The organism is Neisseria flava (assembly GCF_982712965.1).
Genome location: NZ_CEXQBZ010000030.1, coordinates 1 through 12,951 on the forward strand (window position 1 = coordinate 1; position 12,951 = coordinate 12,951).

The 12,951-nt window shown below is 53.3% G+C and carries 14 protein-coding genes; 11 read left to right on the forward strand and 3 right to left on the reverse strand.

Features of this window, described 5'->3' with window-relative positions; all coding sequences use genetic code 11:
* The first annotated feature begins 187 nt into the window (after nt 1-187).
* From AC5M9B_RS02265 to AC5M9B_RS02280, 4 genes are all read left to right on the forward strand, one after another.
* Nucleotides 188-1,156: a TerC family protein gene (locus tag AC5M9B_RS02265; RefSeq protein ID WP_070655114.1), complete on the forward strand. Its 969-nt coding sequence runs from the start codon at nt 188-190 to the stop codon at nt 1,154-1,156.
* Between the two features lie 255 nt (nt 1,157-1,411).
* Nucleotides 1,412-1,969, forward strand: coding sequence for a ribosome recycling factor (gene frr / locus AC5M9B_RS02270; protein ID WP_003758927.1), 558 nt, complete (start codon nt 1,412-1,414; stop codon nt 1,967-1,969).
* Between the two features lie 57 nt (nt 1,970-2,026).
* Nucleotides 2,027-2,773, forward strand: a complete 747-nt coding sequence (uppS, locus tag AC5M9B_RS02275) for an undecaprenyl pyrophosphate synthase (protein ID WP_003758925.1) — start codon at nt 2,027-2,029, stop codon at nt 2,771-2,773.
* 2 nt (nt 2,774-2,775) lie between these two features.
* Complete coding sequence (locus tag AC5M9B_RS02280) at nt 2,776-3,570, forward strand: phosphatidate cytidylyltransferase (protein ID WP_487648182.1); 795 nt, start codon at nt 2,776-2,778, stop codon at nt 3,568-3,570.
* A gap of 24 nt (nt 3,571-3,594) precedes the next feature.
* Here the strand turns inward: AC5M9B_RS02280 and AC5M9B_RS02285 are convergent, their stop codons facing one another.
* Complete coding sequence (locus AC5M9B_RS02285; protein ID WP_487648183.1) at nt 3,595-3,801, reverse strand: hypothetical protein; 207 nt, start codon at nt 3,799-3,801, stop codon at nt 3,595-3,597.
* Between AC5M9B_RS02285 and ispC the strand changes: the two genes are divergently transcribed.
* The 7 genes from ispC to lpxA all read left to right on the forward strand — a co-directional run bounded on the left by ispC (nt 3,795) and on the right by lpxA (nt 12,279).
* Entirely contained in the window at nt 3,795-4,979 is a 1,185-nt protein-coding gene (ispC, locus tag AC5M9B_RS02290; RefSeq protein ID WP_487648184.1) for a 1-deoxy-D-xylulose-5-phosphate reductoisomerase, read from the forward strand. The genes AC5M9B_RS02285 and ispC overlap by 7 nt on opposite strands.
* A gap of 210 nt (nt 4,980-5,189) precedes the next feature.
* The gene (gene rseP / locus AC5M9B_RS02295) at nt 5,190-6,530 is read left to right on the forward strand and encodes an RIP metalloprotease RseP (protein WP_070655108.1); all 1,341 of its coding nucleotides are present in this window, start codon (nt 5,190-5,192) and stop codon (nt 6,528-6,530) included.
* Between the two features lie 4 nt (nt 6,531-6,534).
* Entirely contained in the window at nt 6,535-8,934 is a 2,400-nt protein-coding gene (bamA, locus tag AC5M9B_RS02300) for an outer membrane protein assembly factor BamA (RefSeq protein ID WP_487648185.1), read from the forward strand.
* A gap of 163 nt (nt 8,935-9,097) precedes the next feature.
* Nucleotides 9,098-9,601 carry an OmpH/Skp family outer membrane protein gene (locus tag AC5M9B_RS02305; protein ID WP_372338144.1) on the forward strand — a complete coding sequence of 168 codons (504 nt, stop codon included), beginning with the start codon at nt 9,098-9,100 and terminating at the stop codon, nt 9,599-9,601.
* Nucleotides 9,602-9,797: 196 nt separating this feature from the next.
* Complete coding sequence (lpxD, locus tag AC5M9B_RS02310) at nt 9,798-10,841, forward strand: UDP-3-O-(3-hydroxymyristoyl)glucosamine N-acyltransferase (RefSeq protein WP_070655104.1); 1,044 nt, start codon at nt 9,798-9,800, stop codon at nt 10,839-10,841.
* 126 nt (nt 10,842-10,967) lie between these two features.
* Nucleotides 10,968-11,417 (forward strand): 3-hydroxyacyl-ACP dehydratase FabZ, encoded by a 450-nt coding sequence (gene fabZ / locus AC5M9B_RS02315; RefSeq protein ID WP_070655102.1) that lies wholly within the window; start codon nt 10,968-10,970, stop codon nt 11,415-11,417.
* Nucleotides 11,418-11,502: 85 nt separating this feature from the next.
* Nucleotides 11,503-12,279: an acyl-ACP--UDP-N-acetylglucosamine O-acyltransferase gene (gene lpxA, locus AC5M9B_RS02320; RefSeq protein WP_039404531.1), complete on the forward strand. Its 777-nt coding sequence runs from the start codon at nt 11,503-11,505 to the stop codon at nt 12,277-12,279.
* Here the strand turns inward: lpxA and AC5M9B_RS02325 are convergent.
* Both AC5M9B_RS02325 and AC5M9B_RS02330 read right to left on the reverse strand, forming a co-directional pair.
* Nucleotides 12,269-12,472 (reverse strand): hypothetical protein, encoded by a 204-nt coding sequence (locus tag AC5M9B_RS02325; RefSeq protein ID WP_070655099.1) that lies wholly within the window; start codon nt 12,470-12,472, stop codon nt 12,269-12,271. The two genes, lpxA and AC5M9B_RS02325, sit on opposite strands and share 11 nt — an antisense overlap.
* Nucleotides 12,473-12,623: 151 nt before the next feature.
* Nucleotides 12,624-12,755 (reverse strand): hypothetical protein, encoded by a 132-nt coding sequence (locus AC5M9B_RS02330; protein ID WP_019270783.1) that lies wholly within the window; start codon nt 12,753-12,755, stop codon nt 12,624-12,626.
* Nucleotides 12,756-12,951: the final 196 nt, after the last annotated feature.

Genomic DNA, 12,951 nt, shown 5'->3' on the forward strand with positions numbered 1-12,951 from the left:
TTCAAGATGAGTTGAACCACCGGCCAAGAAAAACACTTGGCTACGAAACGCCAAGTGTTTTATTCTTGAATCTGTTCCAACCACTAGTACCATAGTGTTGCACTTGAAATCCGAATCCAAGGACCTTTCCCAACAGGTCGTCTGAAAAGCCGCCATCCAACCACCTCATCACAAGGAATCCGAATACATGACCGAACACCCTTCCGTCGGCTCGCCCCTTTTCTACGGCGTGTTCTTCGCCGCCGTTTTCATCATGATCATCATCGACATGCTCTCGCTTAAAAAAAGCGGTGCGCATAAAGTCAGCGTCAAAGAAGCCGTCGCCTGGAGCTGCGTCTGGGTCGCCGTATCCTGCGCCTTCGCAGGCTGGCTCTATTTCGAGCTGGCAGGCAATCCTCTTTACGGCGCCGTTGTTGCCAAAGAAAAAACCCTCGAATTTTTCACCGGCTACATCCTCGAAAAATCCCTTGCCGTTGACAACATCTTTGTTTTCCTGATGATTTTCGGTTACTTCAAAGTTTCCCCGAAATACCAGCACCGCGTCCTTCTTTACGGCGTGTTCGGCGCCATCGTCCTGCGTGCTATTATGATTTTCATCGGCGCGGCACTGGTGCAGCGGTTCGAATGGATTCTCTACATTTTCGGCGCATTCCTCGTCTATACCGGCATCCATATGATGAAACCGGAATCCGAAGAAGAGGACCTTTCGCAAAACAAGATTTTGGGCTGGCTTAAAAAGGTCATTCCTGTCAGCCATCAGTTTGAAGGCGAAAAATTCTTTACCGTCGAAAACGGCAAGCGCATCGCCACCCCGCTTTTGCTCGTCCTTATCATGATAGAGTTGAGTGACGTCATCTTCGCCGTGGACAGCATTCCCGCCGTCTTCGCCGTAACCACCGACCCCTTCATCGTCCTCACCTCAAACATCTTCGCCATACTCGGGTTGCGTGCCATGTATTTCCTGCTTGCCGATGTCGCCGACCGTTTCATCTTCCTCAAATACGGCCTCGCCTTCGTCTTGAGTTTCATCGGCATCAAAATGCTGATTATGCACTGGGTGCACATCCCCATCTCCATTTCCCTCTCCGTCGTCTTCGGCGCACTGGGCGCATCCATCCTCACTTCGCTGGTGTACACGCGTCAGCAGCAGAAATAAGTTTGGCGGATAAAGGAAGGTCGTCTGAAAGCGGAAAAACCGTTTTCAGACGACCTTTTTTGTTGACGCAGCCCTCTATGCATCCCATGTGTAACGGCATTTAAATATCGGTTAAGAAACAAGGCCCAAAACCGCCCCTGCCTTGTCGGAATCGCCGAATGACGGTACTATGCGCAGTTAACAGCTTGATTACCGTTCGGATGGTCATGCGTCCGGGCGAGGTTTTAAATTCAGTATCTTATTTGAAAGCATAAAATGATTAACGATATTCAAAAAACAGCGGAAAGCAAAATGCAGCGCTCGGTAGAAGTGCTGAAAGAGAATTTGGCGAAAGTGCGTACCGGACGTGCGCATACCGGTCTGTTGGACCAAGTGGAAGTCGAATACTGGGGCAGCATGGTTCCGGTCAGCCAAGTGGCTAACGTAACGCTTTTGGATGCGCGCACCATCGGCGTGAAACCTTTTGAAAGCAATATGGCGGCCAAAGTCGAGAAAGCCATCCGCGATTCAAACTTGGGTCTGAACCCGGCAGCCGTCGGCGATTTGATCCGCGTGCCTATGCCTATGTTGACCGAAGAGCGCCGTAAAGATTTGATTAAAGTCGTACGCAGCGAGGCGGAAGAAGGACGCGTGTCCATCCGCAACGTGCGCCGCGATGCGAACGATCACATCAAAAAACTCTTGAAAGACAAAGAAATTTCCGAAGACGAGGCACGTCGCGGCGAAGAAGCGGTTCAAAAACTGACCGACAAATACATCGCCGAAGCCGATAAAACGCTGGCTGCCAAAGAAGAAGATTTGATGGCGATTTAAACCCTTGTCCGCTGCGTTTCAGACGACCTTTGAACCGCCGCGCTGCGAAAGGCAGATATGAAGAGCAGCACGCAGACCATTTTGGAACATACTTCGGTTCCGAAGCATATCGCCGTGATTATGGACGGCAACGGCCGTTGGGCGAAAAAGCGATTCCTTCCCCGCGTGATGGGGCATAAACGCGGCTTGGACGCGTTGGAAAATATGGTGAAGCATTGCGCCAAACTGGGTGTGCAATATCTGACCGTGTTTGCCTTTTCGACTGAAAACTGGCGCCGCCCCGAAGACGAAGTGTCGTTCCTGATGGGGCTGTTTTTGCAGGCTTTGCAAAAGCAGGTGCGCCGTCTGCACGAAAACAATATGCGCCTGAAGGTGTTGGGCAGCCGCGAACGTTTCAACCGGCAGATTCTGCAAGGCATAGAAGAAGCGGAAGCCTTGACGGCAAACAATACCGGTCTGACCCTGAGCATTGCTGCCGATTACGGCGGCCGCTGGGATATTTTGCAGGCGGCAAACAAACTGATTGCCGAAGGCGTATCCGAGATTACGGAAGACGCGCTGGCGAAACACTTGATGCTGGGCGATGCGCCTGAGCCGGATTTGTTCATCCGCACCGGCGGCGAAACGCGCATCAGCAATTTCCTGCTTTGGCAGATGGCGTATGCCGAACTTTATTTTACCGATACCCTGTGGCCCGATTTTGACAGCAAAGCCTTGGACGATGCTGTCGCCTCGTTCCAAAAACGCGAACGACGCTTCGGCCGCACTTCGGAACAGCTGCCGGTAGAGCAGCAAAGGGGTTAAAAATGTTGAAACAACGGATTATCACGGCGCTGTGGATGCTGCCGTTGATGCTCGGTATGCTGTTTTACGCGCCGCAATGGCTGTGGGCGGCATTTTGCGGATTGATTTCTCTGGTTACGCTGTGGGAATACGCTCGCATGAGCGGACTGGAAAAACTGAAAACCAATCATTATCTCGCTGCGACGCTGGTGTTCGGCGTGATTGCCTACGCAGGCGGTTGGATGCTGCCGGATATCGTCTGGTACGCTGTTTTGGCGTTTTGGCTGGTCGTCATGCCCTTGTGGCTGAAATTCAAATGGAAATTGAACGGCGGCTGGCAGGCTTATACCGTCGGCTGGCTTTTGGTCATGCCGTTTTGGTTCGCACTCATGTCCCTGCGTCCGCATCCCGATTATGCCTTATCGCTGCTTGCCGTGATGGGTTTGGTGTGGGTTGCTGATGTTTTCGCGTATTTCAGCGGCAAAGCGTTCGGCAAACACAAAATCGCACCGGCCGTCAGCCCCGGTAAAAGCTGGGAAGGCGCAATCGGCGGCGCGATTTGCGTGGCAGTGTATATGACTGTGGTGTGGTGGTCAGGTTGGCTGACGTTTAACGCGGGCTGGTTCAATACCGTGTTAATCGGTTTGGTGCTGACCGTTGTCAGCGTATGCGGCGACCTGTTGGAAAGCTGGCTCAAGCGCGCGGCGGGCATCAAAGACAGCAGCAATCTGCTGCCCGGACACGGCGGCGTGTTTGACCGCGTGGACAGCCTGATTGCCGTCATCAGCGTCTATGCCGCCTTTGAAAGCTTGTTCTGAAGCGGTTATAGTGGATTAACTAAATCAGGACAAGGCGACGAAGCCGCAGACAGTACAGATAGTACGGCAAGGCGAGGCAACGCCGTACTGGTTTAAAGTTAATCCACTATAAAAATCGTTGGAACACATCAAACACAATATCGAATAAGCGTTTTCAGACGACCTTTTCGACCTCAAGCCCAAAGGTCGTCTGAAATCCGAAAGCAGTACATAAAGAACACACCATGACACCACAAGTCCTGACCATATTAGGCAGTACCGGCAGCATAGGCGAAAGCACGCTGGACGTTGTTTTGCGCCACCCCGAAAAATTCCGCGTATTCGCGCTGGCGGGGCATAAGCAGGTTGAGAAACTGGCGGCTCAATGTCAAACATTTCGCCCAGACTATGCCGTCGTTGCCGATACCGAACACGCCGCCCGGCTTGAAGCCCTGTTGAAACGCGACGGCACGGCGACGCAGGTTTTACACGGAGTGCAGGCATTGGTTGACGTTGCGTCTGCCGATGAAGTCAGCGGTGTCATGTGCGCCATTGTCGGAGCGGCGGGGCTGCCTTCCGCGCTGGCGGCGGCGCAAAAAGGCAAAACCATTTATCTGGCGAACAAAGAGACGCTGGTGGTTTCCGGCGCGTTGTTTATGGAAACCGCCCGCGCAAACGGTGCGGCAGTGTTGCCCATCGACAGCGAACACAACGCCATTTTCCAAGTTTTGCCGCGCGATTACACAGGTCGTCTGAACGAACACGGCATCCGCTCGATTATCCTGACCGCTTCCGGCGGCCCGTTTCTGACGACCGATTTAGGCACGTTCGACAGCATTACGCCCGCGCAAGCGGTCAAACACCCTAATTGGAGCATGGGGCGCAAAATCTCCGTCGATTCCGCCACCATGATGAACAAAGGTTTGGAGCTGATTGAAGCGCATTGGCTGTTCAACTGCCCGCCTGATAAACTCGAAGTCGTTATCCATCCGCAGTCCGTGATACACAGCATGGTACGCTACCGCGACGGCTCCGTGCTGGCGCAACTGGGCAATCCCGATATGCGTACGCCCATCGCTTATTGTTTGGGCTTGCCGGAACGCATCAATTCGGGTGTCGGCGACCTGGATTTCGACGCATTGTCTGCGTTGACCTTCCAAAAGCCCGACTTTGACCGCTTCCCTTGTCTGAAGCTCGCCTATGAAGCCATGAACGCGGGCGGAGCCGCACCCTGCGTCTTGAACGCCGCCAACGAAGCCGCTGTCGCCGCCTTCTTAGACGGGCAGATTAAGTTTACCGACATTGCCAAAACCGTCGCCCACTGTCTCGCACAAGACTTTTCAGACGACCTCGGCAACATCGAAAACCTGCTGGCGCAAGACGCCGTTACCCGCAGACAGGCGCAGGAATTTATCGCCGCATTGGGATAAACCGTGCCGCAACGATAAAAAATGACAGGTCGTCTGAAAACCCGCCCATCCGTCATGTGTGGCGGACAAAACGGCAGACTGACTTTATAATCGGCAAAATAACGCCAATAATATTTTCTACACATTGCGAATGCTTTCAGACGACCCCTGCCTTGATACGTCGTCTGAAACATCGACAACGTCAACCCATACCCAAACTGAGAGATTCTTTTGCAAACCCTTCTAGCTTTTATTTTTGCTATCCTGATTTTGGTCAGCCTGCACGAGTTCGGACACTACATCGTCGCCAGATTGTGCGGCGTCAAGGTTGTGCGCTTTTCCGTCGGCTTCGGCAAACCGTTTTTCAGCAGAAAGCGCGGCGACACCGAATGGTGTTTGGCGCCCATCCCCTTGGGCGGCTATGTCAAAATGGTCGATACGCGCGAGGGTGAAGTGGCGCAGGCAGACCTGCCTTACGCCTTCGACAAACAGCATCCCGCCAAACGCATCGCCATCGTCGCCGCAGGCCCGCTGACCAATCTCGCGCTGGCGGTTCTGCTTTACGGTTTGAGTTTTTCCTTCGGCGTTACCGAAATCCGCCCTTATGTCGGCATGGTTGAGCAAAATACCATTGCCTCAAAAGCAGGTTTTCAGCCCGGAGACAAAATTATTTCGGTTAACGGCGTTAACGTCGGCGAGTGGGAAAAAGCCCAGCAAGAAATCGTGTTGAACATCGAGTCAGGCAAGGTAAATGTTGCCGTTCAGACGACCTCGGGACAAGAAACCATGCGGATTATCGATGCCGCAGGCACGCCCGAAGCAGGTAAAATTGCGAAAAACCAAGGCTATATCGGGTTGTCGCCTTTTAAAATCACCACCCGTGTCGGCGAAATGACAGAAAACAGCCCGGCTGAAAAAGCAGGTTTAAAAAAAGGCGACAAGCTGATCAGTGCCGACGGCAGGGACATCGAGTCTTGGCAACAATGGGTGGAAATTGTACGCCAAAGCCCGGGTAAGAAAATCGAATTGATTTATGAGCGCGACGGTCAAACCGTTCAGACGACCATCCGCCCCGACAGCATCCAACAACCCGACAGAACGCTGGTCGGCAGGGTAGGCTTCGGTCCTCAGGGCGACGAAGCGTGGGCAAAAGAAATCAAGCGCGAATATAAGCCGTCTGTCGCAGAAGCATTTGCGATGGGCTGGGACAAAACCGTCAACAACGCTTGGATGACGGTAAAATTCTTCGGAAAACTGATTACAGGCAATGCCTCCCTGAACCATATTTCAGGCCCGCTGACCATTGCCGACGTCGCCGGAAAAACGGCACAGCTGGGGTTTCAAAGCTATTTGGAATTTCTCGCATTGGTCAGCATTAGTTTAGGCGTGTTGAACTTGTTGCCCATCCCCGTGTTGGACGGCGGGCATTTGGTGTTCTACACTGCCGAATGGATACGCGGAAAGCCCTTGAGCGAGCGCATACAGGCAATCGGCCTGCGACTCGGACTGGCTGCCATGCTGTTAATGATGGCACTGGCTTTCTTTAATGACATCAACCGTTTGTTTGGATAATTTTATGAAATTGAAACAGATTGCTTCTGCTTTGATGGTATTGGGCATGTCGCCTTTGGCATTTGCCGACTTCACCATTCAAGACATCCGCGTCGAAGGTTTGCAGCGCACCGAACCGAGTACGGTCTTCAACTACCTGCCCGTCAAAGTCGGCGACCAATTCAGCGACGCACGCAGCGAAGAAATCATCAAAACTCTGTATGCGACCGGTTTTTTTGACGATGTCCGCGTAGAGACCATGGGCAATCAGGTCTTGCTGACCGTTATCGAACGCCCGACCATCAGCACGCTGAACATCACCGGCGCGAAAATGCTGCAAAACGACGTGATCAAGAAAAACCTTGAATCCTTCGGTTTGGCGCAATCCCAATACTTCAATCCTGCCACGCTGAGCCAGTCTGTCGCCAGCCTGAAGGAAGAATACAAAAGCCGCGGCAAACAGTCGGTTCAAATCACGCCGACCGTCACCAAACTCGCGCGTAACCGCGTTTCCATCGACATCGCCATCGATGAGGGTAAAACCACCAAGATTACCGACATCGAATTTGAAGGCAACAAAGTCTATTCCGACCGCAAGCTCATGAAACAAATGTCTTTGAGCGAAGGCGGTATGTGGACTTGGCTGACCAAGAGCAACCAGTTTAACGAGCAAAAATTCTCGCAAGACATGGAGCGCGTCAGCGAGTTCTACCAAAACAACGGCTACTTCAATTTCCGTATTCTCGATACCGACATCCAGACCAACGAAGACAAAACCAAGCAAACCATTAAAGTTACGGTTGACGAGGGCGAACGCTTCCGCTGGGGCGACGTACGCATAGAAGGCGATACCCGCGAAGTACCGAAAGAAGAGCTGCAAAAACTGCTGACCATGAAGCAGGGCAAATGGTACGAACGCGCCCAAATGGTCAAATCGCTCGAAGCCATCCAAAACCGCATGGGTACGGCAGGTTACGCGTTCAGCGAAGTCAATGTTCAGCCTGTTCCCAATGCCGAGACCCAAACTGTCGATTTCGTCCTGAACGTCGAACCCGGCCGAAAAATCTATGTGAACGAAATCAACATCACCGGCAACAACAAAACCCGTGACGAAGTCGTGCGCCGCGAATTGCGTCAGATGGAATCCGCGCCTTACGACACGTCCAAGCTGCAACGTTCCAAAGAGCGCGTCGAGTTGCTGGGCTACTTCGACAACGTACAATTCGATGCCGTGCCGGTTGCCAACACGCCCGACCAAGTCGATTTGAACATGAGCGTGAACGAACGTTCTACCGGCTCTTTGGATATGAGTGCGGGCTGGGTTCAGGATACCGGCTTGGTCATGTCTGTGGGCGTTTCCCAAGACAATCTGTTCGGTACGGGTAAATCCGTTTCCCTGCGCGCTTCACGAAGCAAAACCACGCTGAACGGCTCGCTGTCGTTTACCGATCCGTATTTCACACCCGACGGCGTGAGCCTCGGTTACGATATTTACGGCAAGTCTTACGACCCGCGTAAAGCCTCTTCCAGCGCGAAACAATATAAAACCACCACCGCAGGCGGCGGCGTGCGCATGGGTATCCCCGTGACCGAATACGACCGCGTCAATTTGGGTCTGGCGGCGGAACACCTGACCGTGAATACCTACAAAGGCGCGCCTAAACGTTATGCCGACTTTATCAACCAATACGGTAAAGGCACGGGCGGCGTGGGCAGCTTCAAAGGCTGGCTGTACAAAGGTACGATTGGTTGGGGACGCAATAAAACCGATAGCGCATTGTGGCCGACCCGCGGTTACATGACCGGCATCAACGGCGAAATTGCCCTGCCGGGCAGCGACCTGCAATACTACACGCTGACCCACAACCAAACTTGGTTCTTCCCGCTGACCAAAGACTTTACCCTGATGCTCGGCGGCGAAGTCGGTGTCGGCAACGGCTATGGCAAAACCAAAACTATGCCGTTCTTTGAAAACTTCTACGGCGGCGGCTTAGGCTCCGTGCGCGGTTATGAGACCGGTACACTGGGTCCGAAAGTCTATGACGAATTCGGCGAAAAAATCAGCTACGGCGGCAACAAAAAAGCCAACGTTTCCGCAGAGTTGCTGTTCCCGATGCCGGGCATCAAAGATTCCCGCTCCGTCCGTTTGAGCCTGTTCGCAGACGCGGGCAGCGTATGGGATGGTAAAACGTATAACGACAGCAGCAGCAATACCTACTACACCAACAATGCCGCTCAAAACCCATACGGCTTAGGCAAGACCCACAAATCGACCTTCAAGGAAGAGTTGCGCTACTCCGCCGGTGCGGCAGTAACCTGGCTCTCGCCGCTGGGTCCGATGAAGTTCAGCTACGCCTACCCGCTGAAGAAAAAAGACAGCGACGAGATCCAACGCTTCCAGTTCCAATTGGGTACAACATTCTGATGTAGGCAGAAAAAGGTCGTCTGAAAACCGAAATCCCTATGCGGTCAAACGTTTTCAGACGACCTGAAGGAAAAGGGGCAGGGCGTCCTGCCTCTTTTTAAAAAACAAACCGTCATCCTGCTGATGGGCGGGATACAAAATCAAGGAAATCCAGATGAACATCATTGCCAACGCCTTCCGCCTCGGCGGCGCGGCTTTATTGGGCTTCGGGTTGATGAACCAAGCTGTGGCGGCGGAAGCCGTGCAGAAAATCGGCTTTATCAATACCGAGCGCGTTTATCTTGAGTCCAAGCAGGCGCAACGCATTCAGACGACCTTGGAAAAAGAATTCCGCAGCCGTCAGGACGCTTTGCAGAAATTGCAGCAAGAAGGTGAAAAGCTCGAAAAATCCCTGACCGAAGGCAAATTGCAAGGCAAAGAGCGTGAAGCTGCGGCAAAACGCTGGGGCGAGCTGGTTCAGCAGTTCCGCAAGAAACAGGCGGAGCTGGCAGAAGACTACAACCTGCGCCGCAACGAAGAATTTGCCGCCCTCCAGCAAAACGCCAACCGCATCATCGTCGATCTTGCCAAACGCGAAGGTTACGATGTGATTTTGCAGGACGTGATTTACGTCAATGCGCGTTACGACATCACTGACAGCGTGATTAAAGCCTTGAATACACGTTAATCGGAAGGCTGAACGAGATACGACAAACCTGTTTTCAGACGACCTCTTTCAAGCGAAGGGTCGTCTGAAAATCCAATAAACGATATAATTACCTGTCTTATCACTCCTGCCGGCATACGTTTTAAGCAAACCGTTCTGTCCGACTGCTCCCGCCGTCCCTTTTCAGACGACCTCATCTCAAAGCTTACGAAACATCATGACTTCAAAAACCTACACCCTGTCCCAAATCACAGCGCAGCTTGGCGGCGAATGGCGCGGCAAGGACATTTCCGTCGCCGCCGTGCGCCCGCTCGCAGACGCGCAGGCAGAACACATCAGCTTCCTCGCCAATCCGAAATACAAAGCTGAAGTCCACGACAGCAGCGCAGGTGCAGTCATCGTTTCCGCCAAAGCAGTGGACGAATTTGAAGGGCGCAACCTGATTGTCGCCGACGATCCCTATCTCTATTTCGCCAAAGTCGCCCGCCTGTTTTCACCCGTCGTCAAAGCGTGCGGCGGTATCCATCCGACTGCCGTCGTCGAAGAGGGCGCCACCGTTCCCGCGAGCTGCGAAATCGGCGCAAACGCCTACATCGGCGCAAACACCGTGCTCGGCGAAGGCTGCCGCATCTTGGCAAACGCCGTTGTCCAACACGATTGCAAACTGGGCGACGAAGTCGTCCTACATCCCAACGCCGTCGTTTATTACGGCTGCACATTGGGCAACCGCGTCGAAATTCACAGCGGCGCAGTCATCGGCGCGGACGGTTTCGGACTCGCCTTCGCCGGCGATTCATGGTTTAAAATCCCGCAAACCGGCGCGGTAACGCTGGGCGACGACGTAGAAATCGGCTCGAACACCAACATCGACCGCGGCGCAATGAGCGACACCACCGTCGGCAACGGCACCAAAATCGACAACCAAGTCCAAATCGGACACAACTGCAAAATCGGTTCGCACACCGTCATCGCCGCCAAAACCGGCATCTCAGGCAGCGTTACCATCGGTAGCTACTGCATCATCGGCGGCGGCGTCGGTACGGTCGGACACATCGAAATTGCCGACAAAACCACCATCGGCGGCGGCACATCCGTGACCCACAGCATTACCGAAAGCGGCAAACACCTCGCCGGCATCTTCCCGATGTCCACCCATAAAGAATGGGCGCGCAACGCCGTCTACATCTACCGCTTAAGCGAAATGAACAAACGCCTCAAAACATTGGAAAACCGTCTGAGCGACAGCGAAAAAGACGAATAACCCCACAATCGGTTTGCATGGCGGATGCGCTTTAAACCCCAATAAGGCGGCAAAGCCTGCCGTTTTAAAGCCAGCCCGCGATGAAACCGCCCAGCCAACCCCGAAATACCAAGGAATACGACGAACATGGACGTACAACTCCCCATCGAAGCCAAAGACATCCAAAAACTCATTCCCCACCGCTACCCGTTTTTGCAACTCGACCGCATCACCGCCTTCGAGTCCATGAAAACCCTGACCGCGATTAAAAACGTCACCATGAACGAACCGCAGTTCCAAGGCCATTTCCCCGACCTGCCCGTCATGCCCGGCGTACTCATCATCGAAGCCATGGCGCAAGCCTGTGGCACACTCGCCATCCTCAGCGAAGGCGGCCGCAAAGAAAACGAATTCTTCTTCTTCGCCGGCATAGACGAAGCCCGCTTCAAACGTCAAGTCATCCCCGGCGACCAGCTTGTTTTCGAAGTCGAGCTGCTGACCAACAAACGCGGCATCGGCAAATTCAGCGCCATCGCCAAAGTGGACGGGCAAGTCGCCGTCGAAGCCATCATCATGTGTGCCAAACGCGTGGTTTGAGTGTTCAGAAAAAGGTCGTCTGAAAGTTTCAGACGACCTGTTGCCGTCGCGCATCTTCGCGGCAACACGACAGGAAAGGAAAAACATGACCCTCATCCACCCGACCGCCGTCATTGACCCCAAAGCCGAACTCGACTCCAGCGTCAAAGTCGGCGCGTACACCGTCATCGGTCCCAACGTCCAAATCGGCGCGAACACCGAAATCGGCCCGCATACCGTCATCAACGGCCACACCACCATCGGCGAAAACAACCGCATTTTCCAATTTGCCAGCCTCGGCGAAATCCCGCAGGACAAAAAATACCGCGACGAGCCGACCAAGCTGATTATCGGCAACGGCAACACCATCCGCGAATTCACCACTTTCAACCTCGGCACGGTAACCGGCATCGGCGAAACCCGCGTCGGCGACGACAACTGGATTATGGCGTACTGCCACCTCGCGCACGACTGCGTCATCGGCAACCACACCATCTTCGCCAACAACGCCTCGCTCGCCGGACACGTTACCATCGGCGACTACGTTGTTTTAGGCGGCTACACGCTGGTGTTCCAGTTCTGCCAAATCGGCGACTACGCCATGACCGCCTTCGCCGCAGGCGTACACAAAGACGTACCGCCGTACTTCATGGCGGCAGGCTACCGCGCCGAACCCGCAGGCATCAACAGCGAAGGCATGCGCCGCAACGGCTTCACCGCCGAGCAAATCGCTGCCGTCAAAGATGTGTATAAAACCATCTACCACCGCGGCATCCCGTTTGAAGAAGCCAAAGCCGATATCCTCCGCCGCGCCGAAACGCAAGCCGAGCTGGCGGTGTTCAAAGACTTCTTCGCCCAATCCACGCGCGGGATTATCCGCTGAAGACAAAATCTGCCTGAAGGTCGTCTGAAAACCTGACCGCTTTAACGACGTTTTTTGATCCGACAAACCTTACCAAGGTCGTCTGAAAAGTTTGCAGGTTTGCCGTTTCAGACGACGTTGTTTTCGTAACATTTGCCTTGTCCTTTCCACGTTTGGCGTGGGAATGGCGGTGGCGCAAGATTCTGTCTTCCATCTAATCGAAAAGGTCGTCTGAAAACTGGGAAACCAAGTTTCAGACGACCTTTTGATTTGTTGGCACGATGTTGATCATGCGTATTTTAGGAACAGATGATTTTGGGCGCGGCATTTTTTAAATGAACCAAATGCCTGCTGTTCCGCCCGCTTTAGTGGACGTGGCTGCTTTCTACGCCGCCTTTGATTTCACCATAGACTTGTGCAGAGCTGCCTTGTCCGGATTGGGCGGCGCAGGCGTTGAGGAGCAGGAGGGCGGTGGTGAGGAAGAAGAATTTTTTCATGCGGGTTTCCTTTGGTTGGATGGGAGGGGAGGTCGTCTGAAACCCAATAATATAGTGGGAGACCTTTGCAAAAATAGTTTATTAACGAAATTTTACGCATAAAAATGCGCCAAAAAAATTTTCAATTGACTAAAACCTTCCTAATATTGAGCAAAAAGTAGGAAAAATCAGAAAGGTTTTGAATTTTGAAAATGAG